We start from the raw sequence: 17,047 nt of genomic DNA on the forward strand, positions 1-17,047 counted from the left end.
GATCGGTCCCGCGCGGTACGGAGAAGAGGTCCTATGGCATCTTGTCGCCGACGAGCGCGAGGTTCTGGATGGCCGCCAGGCCGTACAGGGCGGTGGTGTTGGTGCTGACCCAGGCCGCTTCGCTGCCCGGTACGGGCCCGGTGGGCCCTTCGATCTTCTTGGTGCTCCAGTCGGTGCTCTCCTTGTAGTCCCAGGTGTCGGCGCTGCTGTAGAACTGCTTCCACGCCCGGGTGGCCAGGGTGACGTCGCCGGTCCGTACGGCGGCGTAGGCGTCCTGGCGCGAGTGGCCCTGGAAGAGCAGCAGGGTGCCGAAGTTGCTGCCGTAGCGGGCGGCCTGTTCGGCCTTGGTCGCGTTGAAGTAGCGGCAGTAGTCGATCCAGGCGGCCTCGAACGCCGGCATGTCGATCATGTCGATGAGTTCGGCGTTGAGCTCGACCAGGCCGAACATGGCCGACAGGTGGGAGACTCCGACAGCGGGCTTCTCGGCTATCGCGAACTTCCCGGTGTCCAGGTCGTAGAGGCCGACGCCCTGCACGAAGCCGTTGGGCTGGGCGGCGATGGTCTCCATGGTGGACAGGACCCTGTCCCTGGCCTTCTCCCACTTGGGCCCGCGCCGTTCCCACTCGGTGAGCCAGGCGGAGACGAGGCCGCTCCAGTCCGTGCCGAAGCCGATGGACAGCGCGTGGCGGTCCGGGGTGTAGGGCTCGGTGCGGATCTTGCGGATGGGGTCGAGGGCCAGGAAGGTCTCGTCGGAGTCGACGTTGGCGTGCATGAGGTCACCGACGCGTTCGTCGGCGGTGAGGAAGTAGAACATGCGCCGGTAGGTGGTGTTGGCGATGCGCTGCTGCTTGGCGCTGTCGGCGTAGTGCTGGACGCCGTGACGGGTGCCGAGCCCCGCCCATTTGCCGAGGTGGTAGACGTCGACCTCGCCGGTGTGCCGGGTCATGGCCTCGGCGAAGCGGTAGATGTCGGCGCGGCCGGAGCGCATGTAGGCGTACCAGAGCCAGAGGTCTGGCGAGAGTTCGGAGTTGTCCCAGGCGTAGCCGCCGACGTCGTAGCACCACTGGTGACGGGTCGGGTCGTAGCTGTGCATGATGTCGCCGTAGTCCCAGAAGCCGTACCAGCGGCGCATCTCCACCTGGTCCTTGTAGTACGTGAAGAGGAAGTCCAGGTGGTCCTCGATCTTCGATTTGGCGGCGGTGGAGCGGTCGGGTTCGGCGAACAGGCCGCCGAAGACCTTCGCCTTGACGAGCTGCCGGGGCGGGGCGGCCAGCTGGGGCGGTGTGCGTACGGCGTCGACCTGCTGGGCGAGTTCCTCGGGGGCGGGGGTGGATTCGTTGGCCCAGAAGAGGAGTTCGCTGGTACGCGCGATGCCGTACGGGGTGCCGAAGCCGGGCTCGTAGTCCTCGTACGTGATGTTGAGGCCTTCGAGCTGTTCGGGGTAGGTGTCCTGTTCCATGCCGTCGTGGTAGAAGCGCAGGTCCATGGGCTGGGCTTCGGGCGACCAGAGCCAGAGGGTGACCTCGGCCTCGTCGGTGTGCGCGTCGCGGATGTCGAGCTGGGCGGGGTGCTTCTCCCAGAAGTCGCGCAGGCCGAAGGAGAATCCGCCGCTGGGGCCGCCGACGTAGCCGAATCCGGAGGCCCTCCTGCCGCCGCCCGCGCCGATCCAGCCGTGCCCCTTCTTCGTGCGCTTGCGCAGGCCGAAGCCGTCGGCGGAGAGCTGGGAGAGGGTGTAGTCGCCCCATTCGGGGATGTACTGGAGCCGGGTGGTGACCCGCTGGTCCCAGGTGGCCGGGTCGGGAAGCTTCTGGCCGGCGAACTGTGCCTCTCGTACGGCCACCCCGGGGTCGCGGCGCAGGCCGGTGATGCCCTTGACGGCTTCGCGCAGCAGCCCGGTGCCGTCGCCGCCGATGCGGATGTGCCGGTCGTAGGCCGCGTCACGCATGGGCACGGTGAAGCGGACGCCGAGGCCTCGGACGAAGTCGCCGCTCGCCTTGCCGGGTTCCTGGGTGCCGTCGTAGGTGATGGTGTGCACCATGCGGAAGGAGTCGGCGCCCGCGTAGAAGTAGAGGCGCACGGAGAACGGCATCCAGGACCGGGAGCCCTTGCGGTGTCTGCCGTCGATGCGGACGACGGCCCGGACGGGTCCGTCCTGTTCGACCGCGGCCTCCTCGATGACGCTCTCGAAGCGTTCGTACTTCTCGTTGCCCTGGTCGCCGTCCTCGATCTCGCCCTGGCGTACGAGGACGAGCCGGCCGTCGCGGGCGATCTCGGTGGAGCCGCGGGTGACGGTCTTGACGAGGGCGGAGCCGTTCGTCCCGAGCTCGGCGGTGATCACCCCGGTGGAGACGGTGATCGTGCCGCCCTTGCGGACCGCCGTGACCTTCTTCGACGGCGCGGCCGGTGCGCCGGCCGCGAGGGAGAACTTCTTGGCGGTGGCCTCGGGGCCCACGGCGTGCGCGGTCCACTTGAGCGAGCCGTCCGGCCAGTAGCCGATGGGCCAGGTCTGTACGGGGACGTCCTTGCCGTCCTCCGTGGACAGCGCGAACGTCTGGTCCTCGGCGTACTGCCCCTTGGGCCAGGGCACACCGAGCGTCGAGCCGGGGGCCGCGCCGAGGCCGCCGGACTCCAGCCAGGTCAGGGTGACGGGTCCGTCGCTGTGCTCCGCGTTCCGGGCCGCCGACGCGGGAGCTGCGCCGAAGGACCAGCTGAGCTGTGCGGCCGCACCGGCCGCTGCCGCGGCCTTCAGGAGCGTTCTGCGGGGCATCCTGGACATGGTTGTGCCTCTCTCCGTGCGGATTCGGGACAGGAAGCGGTACGGGAACGGTCTGCGGGTCAGTGGGAGAGCCGGCGTGCCCGCACGGCGGTGGCCGCGGCGGCGACGGCCCCGACGACGGGGACGGCCAGCGGCAGCACCAGGGCACCGGACAGCACGACGACCGCCATCCCGCAGACGAGCAGGAGGGAGCCGGCCGGGTCGCGGACCGTGTCGCGGCCGGCCTCGGCCAGCAGGGGGCGCCAGAGGGCGCCGGGCTCCCAGCACGACGCGGCGCGTACCACAGCGACCAGGAAGCCGATCATGGCGAGGATGCCGACGGCGCCCACGAAGGGGCCCCCGGGCAGGCCGGCCCGGACGGCGGCCAGGTCGAGCCAGAGCAGGGCCGCGGCGGCCCAGACGGCCGCGCCGACGGCCCAACCGCCGCGGGCGGCGGCCAAGGCGTCGCCGGCGAACTCGCGCAGGCCGCCGTGCTCACCGGCGAGGTAGCGGCGCAGGTGCCGGGTTCCCGCGGCGAAGGCCGCGGGGAACGTGAACAGGGGCAGGGCGGCGCCGGCGATCCACACGCCGACGAGCAGACATTCGGAGAACAGGGCGAACCGGTCCATGACGCGCGAACGCCTCGCCGGGGTGCGGGTCTTCGTCGCCACGGCGCGTCAGCCCTTCAGGCCGGAGGTGGCCATGCCGTCGATCAGGTACCGCTGGAAGGCCACGAAGAAGGCCAGCACCGGGAGCAGGGCCACCAGCGACATGGCGACCATGCCTCCGTAGTCCGCCACCGCGTCCTGGTCGATGAACATCTTCAGCCCCAGGGAGACCGTGTACTTGTCCGGCTCGTTGAGGTACAGCAGGGGACCCATGAAATCGTTCCAGGCGTTGATGAACGTGAAGATCGCGCTGGTCACGAGCGCGGGCCGGCAGAGCGGCATGACGATCGACCAGTAGGTCCTCAGGTGCCCGCAGCCGTCCAGCCGCGCCGCCTCGTCGAGCTCCTTGGGCAGGCCGCGCATGAACTGCACCATCAGGAAGACGAAGAAGGCGTCCGTCGCCAGGTACTTGCCGATCAGCAGCGGGGTGAAGGTGTTGATCAGCTCCAGCTTCTGGAACAGCACGTACTGCGGGATGATCAGTACGTGGTACGGCAGCAGGAGGGTGCCGATCATGACCGCGAACATGATGTTGCGGCCGGCGAACCGCACCTTGGCGAAGGCGTAGGCGGTCAGCGAGCAGGACAGCACCACACCGATCACGGAACCGATGGCTATGTAGGCCGAGTTCAGGAAGAACGTCGAGATCGGGATGTCGGCGATGCCCTCGGTGAGCCGCGCGTAGTTGTCACCGATCGGGTCCGCCGGGAGCAGGTCCAGGCCACCGATGATGTCGGCGCTGGGCTTGAAGGAGGCACCGATCGTCCAGACCACCGGGTAGAGGACCACGGCGAGGATGGCGAGCGCACCGAGGTGCCAGGCGAGTGCGCCGGGTCCCCGGCGCCTTACGGCTGCGTATCGGAGACTCATCGGCCGCCCTCCTCGTAGTGCACCCAGCGCTTCTGGGACCAGAACAGCACGGCGGTGACCAGGCCGACCGCGACCAGCAGCAGCCAGCCCATGGCCGAGGCGAAGCCCATGCGGCTGTTCACGAAGCCTTGTTCGTACAGGTAACAGGTGTAGACGAGCGTCGCGTCGGCCGGTCCGCAGCTGCCGTTGCTGACGATGTAGGCCGATCCGAAGATCTGGAACGAGTGGATGGTCTCCAGCAGGACGTTGAAGAAGAGCACCGGCGAGATCATCGGCAAGGTGATGTGGAAGAACCTGCGCCAGGGACCGGCTCCGTCCACCTCGGCGGCCTCGTACAGCTCCCGCGGGACCTGTTTGAGGCCGGCCAGGAAGATGACCATCGGCGCGCCGAACTGCCAGACGGTGAGGGCGATCAGCGCGTAGATGATCATTGCCGGATCGCCGATCCAGCCGCCGGCCTCGAAGCCGAACGCCTTCTGCGTACGGTCGACGATCGCGTCGTCCGAGAACAGCGCGCGCCAGACGATGGCCGCCGAGACGCTCGCGCCGATCAGGGACGGGGCGTAGAAGGCGGCGCGGTAGAAGGACTGGCCCCACCGCTTCTGGGCGAGCAGCATGGCGACGGCGAGTGCCGCCGCCAGCTTGATCGGGGTGCCGATCAGCACGTACCAGGAGGTGACCTCGACCGACTGGCGCCAGCGGGGGTCGGCGAACATGTCGGTGAAGTTCTGGAGGCCGATCCAGCGAGGCGCCTCGAAGAGGTTGTACTCGGTGAACGACAGGTACAGCGAGAACACCATCGGCCCGGCGATCAGGAACAGGAAGCCCGCGATCCAGGGCGACATGAACAGATAGCCGGCCACGTTCTCGCGACGGTCCGGCCGCTTCGGGGCGGCGGGCGGCGCGGTTCCTCCGGGGCCGTTCCCCTTGGTGACGGAGCGGCCGTCCCCGGCGTCGAGCACGCCCGGGGAGGTGTGGATGTGGGTCACCACGGTCCTCTCAGTTCGAGGCGAGGGCGGTCTTCGCCTCGGAGAAGAACTGCTTCACGGAGTCCTTCGGCGAGGTCTTGCCCAGGGCGAGGTCGGCACCGATGCGCAGGAATGCCGCCTCGATGACGTCGGCGCCGGCCGGGTGCGGCGTGATGGGCTCCAGGACTCCCGCGTCGGCGATCGCGGTCTCGTACGCGCCGATGGCCTTGCTCGGGGCGTCGGTGGGCTGGAAGGCCTCGAACTGCGCGGTGGTGGCGGGCACTCCCCGGTCGTATCCCATGATCCGGGCGACCTCGGGGTCGTGGGTCATGAAGCTGATGAAGGTGGCCACCTCTGCGGGGTGCTTGGTCCGCGCCGTGCCGCTCAGCATCAGCGAACCCAGGTACTGGCCGGTCTTCTTGCCGTCGGTGCTCGGGATGGGGGCGAGGCCGTAGCTGCTCTTGCCCTCCGCGCTGTAGCGGACCGAGAAGTTGTCCCAGGTGAACTCGCCCGCGGACAGTCCCTTGGCGGTGGCCGACGCCGGCTTGAGCTGCTCCACCTTGTTGGGGTCGGCGTAGAGACCCGACTTGACCCGCTCGAGGGCTTCGGTCCAGTACGGCAGCAGCTCGGCCTCGCCGAACCCCATGCCGTCCTCGGTGAAGAAGGCCTTGCCGTTCTGGCGGAGGATCAGGTCGTAGAGGTACATCACGCCGTGCGGTCCCGCGTCACCGGCGATCTTCTGCCCGCTCTTGATCTTCTGGAGGCCGGCCAGCCAGTCGTCCCACGTCCAGCCGATCTCGGGCGTGATGCCGGCCTTCTCGTACACCTTCTCGTCGATGACCAGAGCCATCGAGTTGCTGCCGACCGGCACACCGAGCAGCTTGCCGTCGATCTCGGCGAACTTCTCCAGCCCGGAGCGGAAGCCGCCGAGGTCGAGGTTGCCCTTGTCCACCTGGGGGCGGAGGTCGAGGAGGACGTTCTTCGCCTCGTACTTGCGCAGGAAGGTCACGGCGTTCTGGATGACGTCCGGGGGGTTGCCACCGGCGGCCTGCGTGTTGAACTTCTTCCAGAAGTCCGGGTACTGCTGGAAGTCCGTCTTCACCTTGATCTTCGGGTGCTTCTTCTCGAAGAGCCCGACGCACTGCTGGATCTTCTTGGCACGGTCGTCCGCGCCCCACCAGGAGTGCCGGATGGTGACCGGACCACCGGAACCGCTGCCACCCGAGCCGCAGCCGGCCGCGGTGAGCCCGAGACCCGCCGCCGAGAGGCCGGCCAGCTTCAGCAGCTGTCGCCTGTCCATGCCGTTGTTACGAGACATAGCTCGCCCCCACCGTTCGCATTGAATCGTTTTAGAAAGCGCTTGCTGGGCAAAAGTAAGGAGCAGCAGGGGGCGCGTCAACGGTTAGGACGAAATTTCGATGGTGTGACGACGGGCCGAACACCCGGCGCCGACGGCGGCACGGGGCACACGCGGAAACGCCGATGGCCCGGAAGCTTCTCAGAAGCTTCCGGGCCATCGGTCCGGGGTGGGCGATACTGGGTTCGAACCAGTGACCTCTTCGGTGTGAACGAAGCGCTCTCCCACTGAGCTAATCGCCCCGGCGCACGGCAAACATTACCCCATGTCAGCGGCGCCTCGGGACCACCACCGGGTCACTGCTCGATCTTCCACGGCATCACTATGCCGAACTTCCAGACGTAGATCCCCACCAGCACCGCGACGATCACGAGCCCCACGGTGGTGAGGATGATGTTGCGCCGCCGGACCTTGGGGTCGAGGGCGCGCTGGGCGGCCTCGGTGACCTTGCGCCTGGTCCAGCGCAGGACGAGCTGCGCCCAGACGAATTCGGTCGCCCAGATCGCCATGCCCCCGAAGATCACCAGCCATCCGGGGCCGGGCAGCGGCAGCATCACGATGCCCGCCCCGACCACGGCGAGGCCGACGATGAAGATCCCGACCTGCCAGCTCAGATGAAGCACCCTCGATCCCTTGATGAACCCGGGCGCCCGCGAGCCCAGCTCGCGCTCCGCCGTCTGTCCGTCCCCCGCAGCGGGCTCAGGGGCCACCGTGGCGGCGACCTCTTTCCGCTCGTCACTCTCCGCGTTCATGAAGCCCAACCTACCGGAATCGCGAGCGTCACCGGAATGGACGCATGACCCAAAGTTACACACCGCCGGACGAGCGACCTGAAGCATCACAAATAGGTCAGAGGGGTTTACAACGCCACCGTAGGTGGCATGTCGATTTCGCCGACGTGCGAATCCCCGAGCGCACACTGAGCGAAAGGCCCTGGCGCTTATGAACACCACGGTCAGCTGCGAGCTGCACCTGCGCCTCGTTGTGTCGAGCGAGTCCTCACTGCCTGTACCCGCGGGCCTGCGGTATGACACGGCCGATCCCTATGCCGTGCACGCCACCTTCCACACCGGAGCGGAGGAGACGGTCGAATGGGTTTTCGCCCGTGACCTCCTTGCCGAGGGGCTGCACCGGCCCACCGGCACCGGAGACGTCCGCGTCTGGCCATCTCGTAGTCACGGCCAAGGCGTCGTCTGCATCGCACTGAGCTCCCCGGAGGGCGAAGCCCTGCTGGAAGCCCCGGCGAGGGCCCTGGAGTCGTTCCTGAAGAGGACCGACGCCGCGGTCCCGCCCGGCACCGAGCATCGTCACTTCGACCTCGATACGGAGCTCTCACACATCCTGGCCGAGAGCTGAGCCAGGCCGACAGCTGCGGGACGCCGTCCGACTCGGGGAGACGGCGTCGCGCGGACAACCTCATAGGGCAGGCACCGGCGCCGTCGCCGCGGAACCCACCGCGGCGGCGGCGCCGCGCGTGCGGGCCGGGGCTGCGGCAGCCGGGGGCGGGGGGCCGGAAGCGGGGCGGCCACGGGTCAGGGCGCGATCGGACCTGGGGCGGCCTGTGGCCGGGGCGGCGAATCCGGGCGGGGCAGAGGACGGGAGGCCGAGTGCTGAGCCGGAGCGTGGTCGGCCGGCGACGGGGAGCCGGCGGCGGTGACCGACGCCGGCGGACGAAGGGCGACGCCCGGTGACGGGCGCAGGCAATGGGTGGGGGGACCGACTGCGAGCCGCGCAGGGGGTGACCGACCGCGGGCAGTGGGCGAGCGGCTGGCGGCGGACGACCGGCGGTCATGGTCACGCCCGCATCATCGGCACCATGCGCCCCGCCGCTCCCGCCGGAAGCGCCTTCGTGGCCACCAGAAGGCCCCACAGGCCCCGGCGGTGCCGCCCGTCCGGTAGATGGGGCCGAGCCCCCTCCTTGAGCCCGTACCGGGCCCTGAGCGCCTTCGCCGAGCCAGTAGAGTCAGCCCGCATCGGCGGACGCCCGTCCGCCGGAGGCCAGGGAGCGAAGCGTGCTGATCCCACACGACACCCGGATCGCCCTCGAAGTGGTGGTCGATCTGGTGAACACCGCACCGGAGAGCGACAGGGGCGACGGGCTTGCCGACACGGCCGCGCTCTACGACTTCGCGGAACGCCACGACATCAGCGGCGTCGGCGTCCTCGGCGACAAGGACCTGCGCGCCGTGCACGACGTCCGGGACCGGTTCGCCGAGATCTTCGCGGCGACCGACGCCCGCACCGCCGCGGACCTCGTCAACAGCCTGGTGGCCGCGGCCGGCACCACACCGCAGCTCACGAACCACGACGGCTACGACTGGCACGTCCACTACTTCGCGCCGGACGCCTCCATAGCGGACCACCTCGCGGCCGACTGCGGCATGGCCCTGGCGTTCATCGTGGTTGCGGGCGAAGAGGAACGGCTGCGTCGGTGCGAGGCCCCGGACTGCCGGGACGCCTTCGTCGACCTGTCACGCAACCGCTCCCGCAGGTACTGCTCGAGCCGCACCTGCGGCAACCGGCTCCACGTCGCCGCGTACCGGGCACGGCGCCGGGAGGCGGCACGCTGACCGTCCGCCGGGAGACGGCAGTCCGAATGCCCCACCGGGAGACGGCGGGCCGGACGACCGCCGGGCGTCGCCCAGGACCAGGAGGGGGACGGCCCTGCGGGGCGGCGGGCGTGCGGACCGTGCGGCCGCTCACAGCAGGAAGAGATCGTGCAGGGCGGCCATCAGCAGCAGGCCGCCGACGACCGTCAGAAAAATCATCAGCGGCGGCTGGGAAAGCGCGAAGAGGCAGCCACGAGGCTCTTCGGCGGGGGGTGCGGGGGCGTCGCCCCGGGATGTGTCCACCATCTCGTAGCGATCATGACGCAGAGCGGCCCCTGTTGGCGATCAACAGGGGCTTTCACAAGGTGAGTTCACCCGCTCCGGGATGAACGGATTCGCTCCCGCGTCCGAGGCTCCGCCGCACGTTCGCCCCGAAGCCTCCCAACCGGCGCGTCCGGCGGGCCGGGGCGCCCCGTACGGCGGGCACCGGGCCCACAGGGGCGCCGGGGTCAGCGCGGAGCCGCGCTGGAGGCGCGCACGACGAGTTCCGGCTGGAGCACCACGCTCCGGTGGCGGTGGCCGCCGTCCTCGTCGTCCGCTTCCTCCAGGAGGAGCTCGGCCGCCATCCTGCCCATCACCACGGCGGGCTGCCGGACCGAGGTGAGGGGTACGGCTGCGGCCGCGGCGAATTCGATGTCGTCGTAGCCCACGATGGCGACGTCCTGCGGCACCCGCACGCCGGCGGCGTACAACGACTGCAGGACGCCGAGCGCCAGCAGGTCGTTGGCGCAGAACACGGCGGTCGGCCTGGGCACCAGGCCGAGCAGCCTGGCCCCGGCGTCACGGCCCGCCGCCACGTCCAGGCGGTCGGAGGGGATCTCGACGAGCGCCTCGGGGCCGAGCCCCGCCTCGGCGAGCGCCGCGATGGCGCCCTCGCGGCGGTCCCTGATCTGGTGGAGATCGCCCGGCCCGCTCACATAGGCGACTGAACGGTGGCCCGCCGAGACGAGATGCCCGACGGCGAGCATGCCGCCGCGCACATCGTCCACCGACACGGCGCAGCTGTCGGTGGACGTCGCCACGCGGTCGACCAGAACGTGCGGAATCCGGTGGCGGGCGAAGGCTTCGAGGTTGCCGCCGGTGGCGTCCGCCGGGGTGACCAGCACCCCGCAGACCCGCTGTTCGGCGAAGAGCCCGAGATATTCGGCCTCCTCCTCCGGGCTCTGGCCGCTGTTGCAGACCATCACGCCGAGGCCGGCTTCCCGGGCCGCGCGCTCGGCACCGCGGGCGATGTCGACGAAGAACGGGTTGCCCATGTCCAGCACGAGCAGGGCCATGATGCGGCTGCGGCCCGCCCTGAGCTGCCTGGCCGACTCGCTGCGTACGTATCCGAGTTCCTCGATCGCCGCCAGCACACGGGCCCGGGTGTCGGGAAGCACCGCCTCGGGGCGGTTGATCACGTTGGAGACCGTGCCCACCGAGACTCCGGCCTGCCGGGCCACGTCCTTGATCCCTGCCACACGCCCCACTTGCCCTGCCCCACTGATGCGTTCGGCCGCCGCGCGTCGGCGCCGGGTCCCTGATCCACGGACGGAACGTACGACGTGGTCCGCCGCGCCGCCGCCCGGAGCGCGCCCGCCGGATTGAAATGTTTCAATCCGCAAGGGACGCTAACCGGATCTTCGGGATACCGTCAAGGTCGAAGCGACGCAACCCGAATATATCCAGGCGCGGGACGAGCGGTGGTACTTCGACGCCTTCGACATGGTGTGAATCGATTCATACCATATCAATCACGCCGCTCGCCCTTTCGGGCCCGACGGCGCCGGCCGGCCCGTCAGATCCCGTGCTTCTTCAGGATGGCCTCGATGTCGCTGAAGTCGTCACCGGGCGCGGCCGACTGCTGCGGCTTCTTCTTCGGCCGGTCCTGCGCCTGCGGAGCCGCCGCACCGGCTCCGGACGCCAGCGAGGGCGACGACGCTCCGGGCGCGACGGCGGCGCCCCGCTCCGCGGCCCGCGCGGCCTTGCGCTCCTTGCGGGTCGAACCGCGGCGGCGCTCGACGGCGCGCGTGGTCATGAAGAGCAGCCAGGCCACGCCCAGCAGGCCGAAGCCGAGCCAGACGCTCGGTTTGAAGGCGATGTCCGACACCCACTCGACGACACCGGTCAGCACCAGGCCGACGGGTACCAGCGAATAGGCGGCGATCCGGGTCGCCGTGAGGAACCGCTTTCGGTACGCGGTGATCGCGGCGATGCCCAAACCGGCCGCCGACACCGCGGAACAGATGGTCTCGGCAAGCATCGGGGCCTCCAGCAATCGGGATACGTCCCTTCCATCCTGCACCGGCCACCGCCGGAGGGGCCACGGGGCAGGACCACATCAGGGTCTTTTCAGGGCCGTGGTCCTCCCAAGGTCCCGATTGGGTAGCCCCGGTCCCGCCTGGAAGACTGATGTCATGAGCGATTCCTCCTCCGCCGCGACGGTCGTCCTCGACCTCTGGTGCGACCTCCAGTGCCCCGACTGCCACCAGGCCCTCTCCGACCTCCATGCCCTGCGCGCCCGCTACGGCGACCGGCTGGAGGTCCGGCTGCGCCACTTCCCGCTGGAGAAGAACAAGCACGCGTACGCGGCGGCACAGGCCGCCGAGGAAGCCTTCGCCCAGGGCCAGGGATGGCCGTACGTCGAGGCCGTCCTCGCCCGCACCGCCGGCCTCGCCCGGGCGGGCGAGCCCCTGCTGCTCGAGGTCGCCGGTGAACTGGGGATGGACGCCGAGGAGTTCGACACCGCTCTGATCGACGGCCGTCATCTGCTGATCGTGGACGCGGACCAGGCCGAGGGGAAGGCGATCGGCGTCACCGGGACCCCGACGTATGTGATCGCCGACGAGCGGCTGGACGGCGGGAAGAGCCAGGAGGGGCTGCGCGCGCGCATCGAGGAGATCGCCGACGGCCTGCTCGCCGGCCAGGGCTGACCGCCGACCCTTCCTGCGGGCTACAGCGCCTTGGCCAGGTTGTACTGCGTGACCTCGTAGCCGAGTGACTCGTACAGCCGCAGCGCGGGAGTGTTGGAGGCGAAGACGTGCAGGCCGAGCAGGCCGAGGCCGGCGTCGAGCGTGATCTCCTCCGCGAGGTGCATCAGCGCCCGGCCGTATCCGCGCCCCCGGTGCTCCTCGCGCACCTCGACGTCGAACACGTAGCCCAGGCCTTCACCGTCCGGGCCCTCACGTCGCGCCACCCAGACGTGGCCGACGGCCTCTCCGTCGTGGACGAGGACATGGAAGTACATGCCGGGGGTGGCGAGGCCGTCGGGCAGATTCGTGGCGTGGTCCGTCTCGGACTTGCGGCGGGCCTGGTCCTCGGGGACACCGCGTTCCACCCAGCTCCGCGCGTACGTCCCGACGCTGGTGGCCGCCCACTCGTCGTACTCCCGCCGCGTCATCGGACGCCCGGCGGCTCCGGCCGGCAGCGCGGGGGCGGTGCGGCGGAGAGGCTTGAGCATGTTCCGGCTGCGCTCGGTGTAGCCGAGCACGGCCGCGAGGGCCCTGGCGGCCCCGTTGTCCGCGGGGGCCACCAGGCGGACCTGGGTACAGCCCCAGCCGCGCAGCACCTCCTCGGCGGCGAGTGCGGCGACGGTCCCCCGGCCGCGCCTGCGGTGGGGTTCCTCGATGCCGAGCGAGTGGAGTATGCCCGCCGACGGACCGAACGCCGGGTCGGTGGAGACACCGACGGCGCCCACCGGCCGCCCGTTGTCGCACACGTCGTACGTGCGTGTCCGCGCGCCGTCGGCGCCTTGCTGGACCGGCCCGGCCGGCCGGATCGTCGTGGTCATCAGGGATTTCTATCCGCTGGACGGCGGGCCGTCACCCGCTTTACGGATTCCGGGCCTCCGCACGCCCCCGTGGAGGATCTTCCTCACGGATCGAGATCGTCCGCCGCGCGCTCGTCGAAGACCCGCATGGCCTTGGCCGTCACGGGCCCGGGGGCGCCGGGCAGCTTCCGCCCGTCGGTCCGGTGGACGGCCTGGACGTCGCGGAGTGTGGAGGTCAGGAAGATCTCGTCGGCCTGCTCGAGCACGTCCAGCGGGAGATCGGTCTCCTGCGCACCCGCCCATTCCGCGACCAGGGCGCGGGTGATTCCGGCGAGGCATCCAGAGGCGACCGGAGGCGTGTGGATCCGGCCGTCGAGGACGACGAAGACGTTGGAGCCGGTGCCTTCGCAGAGCTGTCCTACCGTGTTGGGGAACAGCGCCTCGGAGGCACCCTGCTCGTGGGCACGCGCGAGGGCGACGACGTTCTCCGCGTACGAGGTGGTCTTGAGGCCCGTCACCGCGCCGCGTTCGTTGCGCGTCCAGGGGACGGTGACTACGGCGGTGCTGTCGGGCCGGCGGGTCGTCCCGCTCAGGGCGACGACCAGGCTGGGACCGGCGTCGCCGCGGTCGGAGCCGAGGGGTGAGAGGCCGCCGGTGTAGGTGATCCGCAGCCGTCCGAGCTCCACGGGGTTGGCCTCGACGACGGCGTCCACCGCTCGGCGGACCTCGTCGTGGTCGGGATCGGTCAGGCCCAGGCCCCCGGCCGAGCGCGTCAGCCGGTCGAGGTGCCGGGTCAGGGCGAAGGGACGGCCCCTGGAGACCTTGACCGTCTCGAAGACGCCGTCGCCGACGGTCAGCCCGTGGTCGAGCACGGACAGCCGGGCGTCATCGGCGTCCCGCAGTCCGCCGTTGACCCAGATCCTCATGACGCGGTCCTTCCTGTTGCCTGGTACGCGCCCGACGCTACAGCGAGCAGCCGGGAGGCCTTGAGCTCGGTCTCCGCCCATTCGCGCGCCGGGTCGGATCCCCAGGTGATCCCGGCTCCGGTGCCGAAGCGGAGGAGCGGGCCGGGTCCGGTGCGGTCGATCCAGAAGGTCCGTATGCCGACGGCCAGTTCCGCGGTACCGCGGTCGGCGTCCACCCAGCCGACCGCTCCGCAGTACGGGCCGCGGGGTGCCGTCTCCAGTGCCTCGATGATCCGCAGGGCGCTGGACTTGGGCGCGCCGGTGACGGAACCGGGCGGGAAGGCCGCGGTGAGGAGTTCGGGCCATCCGGCGCCGTCGTCCAGCCGGCCGCGCACGGTGGAGACGAGGTGGACGAGTCCCGGGTGCTTCTCCACCGCGCAGAGGTCGGGAACGCTCACGCTGCCGGGCGCGCAGACCCGGCCCAGGTCGTTGCGCACCAGATCCACGATCATCACGTTCTCCGCGTGGTCCTTCTCCAGCAGATCGTCCTCGGTGCGTCCGGTGCCCTTGATCGGCCCGGACTCGACGGTCCGGCCGTCGCGTGCGAGGAAGAGCTCGGGGGACGCCGTGGCGATCTCCACACCGTGCTCCGGGAGCCGGATCGTTCCCGCGTACGGGGCCGGGTTGCCTCGGGCGAGCAGGGCGGTGAGGGCGTCCACGTCGGCGTGCGGGCCGGACAGCGGGGCGGACAGGACCCGGCAGAGGTTGGCCTGGTAGACCTCGCCCGCCGCGATGTGTTCACGGATCCGGCGCACCCCGGCCATGTAGTCGTCCCTCCCGAGCGAGGACGACCAGTCCCCCGGCCCGGGGCCCCGCCATGCCCCGGGCACGGGGAGGGGGACCTCTTCGGCCCGCACGGTGGCGAAGCGGGCGCAGACCAGGCGGCCCTCGAAATCGGCAGATACGGCCCAGAAGCCGGATGATTCGAGAGCTGCGGGGTCGCTGGTGACATCCCGCAGACCGGAGGCGACGAGGCCACCGAAGCGGGCAAGAGGGGTGAGGTGGCGCACGTGACCGAGTCTAGGACGGCACGCGGTGACCTGCGGCGGGCGACGGTGGCGCAGCACGCTGCGCAAACGCGTTTTTGTGCTGGCCCGGGAATCCGCTAGAGTTCAACACGTCGCCGGGACGCGCAAGCGGAACGGGAAAGACAAGCGGACGTAGCTCAGTTGGTAGAGCGCAACCTTGCCAAGGTTGAGGTCGCCAGTTCGAACCTGGTCGTCCGCTCGCAGAAGGTGGGGGATCTTCCCGAACCCCCATCCCTGGTGGAGTGGCCGAGAGGCGAGGCAACGGCCTGCAAAGCCGTCTACACGGGTTCAAATCCCGTCTCCACCTCCAAGGACGATTAGCTCAGCGGGAGAGCACTTCCCTGACACGGAAGGGGTCACTGGTTCAATCCCAGTATCGTCCACTGATCCGCAAGGATCCCCGCGCGATTAGCTCAGCGGGAGAGCGCTTCCCTGACACGGAAGAGGTCACTGGTTCAATCCCAGTATCGCGCACGCAGTACACGCGGGTTCACCCTGCGCGATTAGCTCAGCGGGAGAGCGCTTCCCTGACACGGAAGAGGTCACTGGTTCAATCCCAGTATCGCGCACCAGCCGAAACCCCCGGTCGTCTCGACGACCGGGGGTTTCGTCGTGTGTGGCGGGTCAGCCGGTGAAGAGCTGGGTGGCCTTGCGTGCGAGCTCGTAGAGCCCGTACGCGAACGGCACGGCGACCCAGAGCCAGGCGAACACCATGAGCGGCTTACGACTGCTGGTGGACACGGGGGCTCCCTTCAGGTGCCTCGTGGAAGCGTGCGTGGACCGGGCGTATGCATTCGTTGGCGACGAAGCCGACGACCAGCAGCCCGATCATGATCGTCAGGGAGGTCGAGTAGAGACTGGGGCCACTGTGCCCGGCACGCTCCCCCGCGTCCGCGACCCTGTTGACGATCAGCGGGCCGAGCACTCCCGCGGTGGACCAGGCGGTCAGCAGGCGGCCGTGGATGGCTCCCACCTGGTACGTGCCGAAGAGGTCCCGCAGATAGGCGGGCGCGGTCGCGAAGCCTCCGCCGTAGAAGGACAGGATCACGAGCGCGCAGCAGATGAAGAGCGGCTTCGAGTCGTTGCCCAGCTGGGCGATGACCACGTACATGAGCGCGCCGACGCCGAGGTAGACCCGGTACATGTTCTTGCGGCCGATCAGGTCCGAGGTGGAGGACCACAGGAGGCGGCCGCCCATGTTGGCCAGCGAGAGCAGGGCGACGAAGCCCGCCGCGGCGGAGACCGACACCGGAGTCGAGGTGCCCGCGAAGAAGTCCTGGATCATGGGGACGGCCTTCTCGAGGATGCCGATGCCCGCGGTGACGTTCATGCAGAGGACCACCCACAGGCACCAGAACTGCGGTGTGCGCAGTGCGTTGCGGGCGGAGACCTGCGCGTTGGTGACGAGCCGGCGGGTCTCCTGCTTCGGTTCCCAGCCGTCGGGAAGCCAGCCGTCCGGCGGCACCCGCACGAGGAGCACGCCGAGCGTCATGAATGCCGCGTAGACGACCCCGTGGACGAGGAAGGCCGTCGCGATGCCGGAGCGGTCCGTTCCGAAGCTCTCCAGCATGCCGGTGGACCAGGGCGAGGCGATGAGCGCGCCGCCGCCGAAGCCCATGATGGCGATGCCGGTGGCCATGCCGGGGCGGTCGGGGAACCACTTGATGAGGGTGGAGACGGGCGAGATGTAGCCGATGCCGAGGCCGATGCCGCCGATGAAACCGTAGCCGAGGACGACGAGCCAGTACTGGCCGGTGGCCGCGCCGAGCGAGGCGACGAGGAAGCCGGACGAGAAACAGATGAGGGACACGAACATCGCCCAGCGGGGGCCGTTGCGTTCGACGAGGGTGCCGCCGAAGGCGGCCGAGAGGCCGAGCATGACGATGCCCAGCTGGAACGGGAGAGCGCTGGCGGTGCCCGAGAGGTCGAGGGCGGATTCGAGCGGGGGCTTGAACACGCTCCAGGCGTAGGCCTGTCCGATGGAGAGGTGCACGGCGAGCGCGGCGGGCGGCACGAGCCAGCGGCTCCACCCCGGGGGCGCGACAGTTCGGGACCTGTCGAGGAAGTTCATGATCCCGC

At 69.9% G+C, this 17,047-nt stretch carries 17 protein-coding genes and 6 tRNA genes; 8 read left to right on the forward strand and 15 right to left on the reverse strand.

The genetic code is table 11. From position 1 onward, the window contains the following. Positions 1 to 31 precede the first annotated feature (31 nt). The 7 genes from HED23_RS21840 to HED23_RS21870 all read right to left on the reverse strand — a co-directional run bounded on the left by HED23_RS21840 (position 32) and on the right by HED23_RS21870 (position 7,370). The gene (locus tag HED23_RS21840; RefSeq protein WP_203185073.1) at positions 32 to 2,776 is read right to left on the reverse strand and encodes a Tat pathway signal sequence domain protein; all 2,745 of its coding nucleotides are present in this window, start codon (positions 2,774 to 2,776) and stop codon (positions 32 to 34) included. A 59-nt stretch (positions 2,777 to 2,835) separates the two neighbouring features. Further along, positions 2,836 to 3,384, reverse strand: a complete 549-nt coding sequence (locus tag HED23_RS21845; RefSeq protein WP_203187590.1) for a hypothetical protein — start codon at positions 3,382 to 3,384, stop codon at positions 2,836 to 2,838. A 48-nt stretch (positions 3,385 to 3,432) separates the two neighbouring features. Next, positions 3,433 to 4,293 carry a carbohydrate ABC transporter permease gene (locus tag HED23_RS21850; RefSeq protein ID WP_203185074.1) on the reverse strand — a complete coding sequence of 287 codons (861 nt, stop codon included), beginning with the start codon at positions 4,291 to 4,293 and terminating at the stop codon, positions 3,433 to 3,435. Further along, a complete protein-coding gene (locus HED23_RS21855; RefSeq protein ID WP_420803086.1) occupies positions 4,290 to 5,282 on the reverse strand; it encodes a carbohydrate ABC transporter permease in 993 nt (330 codons plus the stop codon). The genes HED23_RS21850 and HED23_RS21855 overlap by 4 nt, the downstream gene beginning before the upstream one ends. 10 nt (positions 5,283 to 5,292) lie before the next feature. Then, complete coding sequence (locus HED23_RS21860; protein WP_203185075.1) at positions 5,293 to 6,579, reverse strand: ABC transporter substrate-binding protein; 1,287 nt, start codon at positions 6,577 to 6,579, stop codon at positions 5,293 to 5,295. A 209-nt stretch (positions 6,580 to 6,788) separates the two neighbouring features. After that, a tRNA-Val gene (locus HED23_RS21865) sits at positions 6,789 to 6,860 on the reverse strand. 54 nt (positions 6,861 to 6,914) lie between these two features. After that, positions 6,915 to 7,370 carry a TIGR02611 family protein gene (locus tag HED23_RS21870; RefSeq protein ID WP_203185076.1) on the reverse strand — a complete coding sequence of 152 codons (456 nt, stop codon included), beginning with the start codon at positions 7,368 to 7,370 and terminating at the stop codon, positions 6,915 to 6,917. Positions 7,371 to 7,560: 190 nt separating this feature from the next. Between HED23_RS21870 and HED23_RS21875 the strand changes: the two genes are divergently transcribed. Beyond that, positions 7,561 to 7,974: an SsgA family sporulation/cell division regulator gene (locus HED23_RS21875; RefSeq protein ID WP_003959770.1), complete on the forward strand. Its 414-nt coding sequence runs from the start codon at positions 7,561 to 7,563 to the stop codon at positions 7,972 to 7,974. Between the two features lie 656 nt (positions 7,975 to 8,630). Next, a complete protein-coding gene (locus tag HED23_RS21880) occupies positions 8,631 to 9,188 on the forward strand; it encodes a CGNR zinc finger domain-containing protein (protein ID WP_203185077.1) in 558 nt (185 codons plus the stop codon). A 129-nt stretch (positions 9,189 to 9,317) separates the two neighbouring features. Here HED23_RS21880 and HED23_RS21885 read toward each other — a convergent pair whose 3' ends face one another. The 3 genes from HED23_RS21885 to HED23_RS21895 form a co-directional block, all read right to left on the reverse strand. Beyond that, complete coding sequence (locus tag HED23_RS21885; protein WP_164493806.1) at positions 9,318 to 9,473, reverse strand: hypothetical protein; 156 nt, start codon at positions 9,471 to 9,473, stop codon at positions 9,318 to 9,320. Positions 9,474 to 9,676: 203 nt separating this feature from the next. Continuing rightward, complete coding sequence (locus HED23_RS21890) at positions 9,677 to 10,696, reverse strand: LacI family DNA-binding transcriptional regulator (RefSeq protein ID WP_203185078.1); 1,020 nt, start codon at positions 10,694 to 10,696, stop codon at positions 9,677 to 9,679. A gap of 308 nt (positions 10,697 to 11,004) precedes the next feature. Continuing rightward, the gene (locus HED23_RS21895) at positions 11,005 to 11,469 is read right to left on the reverse strand and encodes a hypothetical protein (RefSeq protein ID WP_203185079.1); all 465 of its coding nucleotides are present in this window, start codon (positions 11,467 to 11,469) and stop codon (positions 11,005 to 11,007) included. Between the two features lie 154 nt (positions 11,470 to 11,623). Here HED23_RS21895 and HED23_RS21900 point away from each other — a divergent pair, with 154 nt between their 5' ends. Then, entirely contained in the window at positions 11,624 to 12,139 is a 516-nt protein-coding gene (locus HED23_RS21900; protein ID WP_203185080.1) for a DsbA family protein, read from the forward strand. A gap of 20 nt (positions 12,140 to 12,159) precedes the next feature. Here the strand turns inward: HED23_RS21900 and HED23_RS21905 are convergent, their stop codons facing one another. The 3 genes from HED23_RS21905 to HED23_RS21915 all read right to left on the reverse strand — a co-directional run bounded on the left by HED23_RS21905 (position 12,160) and on the right by HED23_RS21915 (position 14,950). Further along, positions 12,160 to 12,996 carry a GNAT family N-acetyltransferase gene (locus HED23_RS21905; RefSeq protein ID WP_203185081.1) on the reverse strand — a complete coding sequence of 279 codons (837 nt, stop codon included), beginning with the start codon at positions 12,994 to 12,996 and terminating at the stop codon, positions 12,160 to 12,162. Between the two features lie 83 nt (positions 12,997 to 13,079). Then, a complete protein-coding gene (locus HED23_RS21910) occupies positions 13,080 to 13,901 on the reverse strand; it encodes an aminotransferase class IV (RefSeq protein ID WP_203185082.1) in 822 nt (273 codons plus the stop codon). Continuing rightward, complete coding sequence (locus tag HED23_RS21915) at positions 13,898 to 14,950, reverse strand: chorismate-binding protein (RefSeq protein WP_203185083.1); 1,053 nt, start codon at positions 14,948 to 14,950, stop codon at positions 13,898 to 13,900. Before HED23_RS21915 ends, HED23_RS21910 begins: the two co-directional genes overlap by 4 nt. Before the next feature lie 144 nt (positions 14,951 to 15,094). Here HED23_RS21915 and HED23_RS21920 point away from each other — a divergent pair. From HED23_RS21920 to HED23_RS21940, 5 genes are all read left to right on the forward strand, one after another. Then, a tRNA-Gly gene (locus HED23_RS21920) sits at positions 15,095 to 15,167 on the forward strand. A 37-nt stretch (positions 15,168 to 15,204) separates the two neighbouring features. Further along, positions 15,205 to 15,278: transfer RNA gene (locus HED23_RS21925), tRNA-Cys, on the forward strand. Position 15,279: 1 nt separating this feature from the next. Next, a tRNA-Val gene (locus HED23_RS21930) sits at positions 15,280 to 15,351 on the forward strand. A 19-nt stretch (positions 15,352 to 15,370) separates the two neighbouring features. Continuing rightward, positions 15,371 to 15,442, forward strand: a tRNA-Val gene (locus HED23_RS21935). A 23-nt stretch (positions 15,443 to 15,465) separates the two neighbouring features. Beyond that, a tRNA-Val gene (locus HED23_RS21940) sits at positions 15,466 to 15,540 on the forward strand. 52 nt (positions 15,541 to 15,592) lie between these two features. On the opposite strand, the gene HED23_RS36130 is transcribed toward HED23_RS21940, so the two are convergent. Both HED23_RS36130 and HED23_RS21945 read right to left on the reverse strand, forming a co-directional pair. After that, positions 15,593 to 15,682 carry an MFS transporter small subunit gene (locus HED23_RS36130; RefSeq protein WP_420803087.1) on the reverse strand — a complete coding sequence of 30 codons (90 nt, stop codon included), beginning with the start codon at positions 15,680 to 15,682 and terminating at the stop codon, positions 15,593 to 15,595. 7 nt (positions 15,683 to 15,689) lie between these two features. Continuing rightward, positions 15,690 to 17,039, reverse strand: coding sequence for an OFA family MFS transporter (locus HED23_RS21945; RefSeq protein WP_203185084.1), 1,350 nt, complete (start codon positions 17,037 to 17,039; stop codon positions 15,690 to 15,692). Between the last annotated feature and the right edge of the window lie 8 nt (positions 17,040 to 17,047).

This window comes from Streptomyces pratensis (assembly GCF_016804005.1).
In the GTDB taxonomy this organism is placed as follows: domain Bacteria; phylum Actinomycetota; class Actinomycetes; order Streptomycetales; family Streptomycetaceae; genus Streptomyces; species Streptomyces pratensis_A.

Bases quoted from the DNA above. Each gene is read 5' to 3' on its own strand.
- HED23_RS21885 (WP_164493806.1), bottom strand. From the start codon at position 9,473: ATGGTGGACACATCCCGGGGCGACGCCCCCGCACCCCCCGCCGAAGAG.
- HED23_RS21945 (WP_203185084.1), bottom strand. From the start codon at position 17,039: ATGAACTTCCTCGACAGGTCCCGAACTGTCGCGCCCCCGGGGTGGAGC.
- HED23_RS21860 (WP_203185075.1), bottom strand. From the start codon at position 6,579: ATGTCTCGTAACAACGGCATGGACAGGCGACAGCTGCTGAAGCTGGCC.
- HED23_RS21895 (WP_203185079.1), bottom strand. From the start codon at position 11,469: ATGCTTGCCGAGACCATCTGTTCCGCGGTGTCGGCGGCCGGTTTGGGC.
- HED23_RS21905 (WP_203185081.1), bottom strand. From the start codon at position 12,996: ATGACCACGACGATCCGGCCGGCCGGGCCGGTCCAGCAAGGCGCCGAC.
- HED23_RS21870 (WP_203185076.1), bottom strand. From the start codon at position 7,370: ATGAACGCGGAGAGTGACGAGCGGAAAGAGGTCGCCGCCACGGTGGCC.
- HED23_RS21850 (WP_203185074.1), bottom strand. From the start codon at position 4,293: ATGAGTCTCCGATACGCAGCCGTAAGGCGCCGGGGACCCGGCGCACTC.
- HED23_RS21900 (WP_203185080.1), top strand. From the start codon at position 11,624: ATGAGCGATTCCTCCTCCGCCGCGACGGTCGTCCTCGACCTCTGGTGC.
- HED23_RS21840 (WP_203185073.1), bottom strand. From the start codon at position 2,776: ATGTCCAGGATGCCCCGCAGAACGCTCCTGAAGGCCGCGGCAGCGGCC.
- HED23_RS21875 (WP_003959770.1), top strand. From the start codon at position 7,561: ATGAACACCACGGTCAGCTGCGAGCTGCACCTGCGCCTCGTTGTGTCG.
- HED23_RS36130 (WP_420803087.1), bottom strand. From the start codon at position 15,682: ATGGTGTTCGCCTGGCTCTGGGTCGCCGTGCCGTTCGCGTACGGGCTC.
- HED23_RS21910 (WP_203185082.1), bottom strand. From the start codon at position 13,901: ATGAGGATCTGGGTCAACGGCGGACTGCGGGACGCCGATGACGCCCGG.
- HED23_RS21845 (WP_203187590.1), bottom strand. From the start codon at position 3,384: ATGGACCGGTTCGCCCTGTTCTCCGAATGTCTGCTCGTCGGCGTGTGG.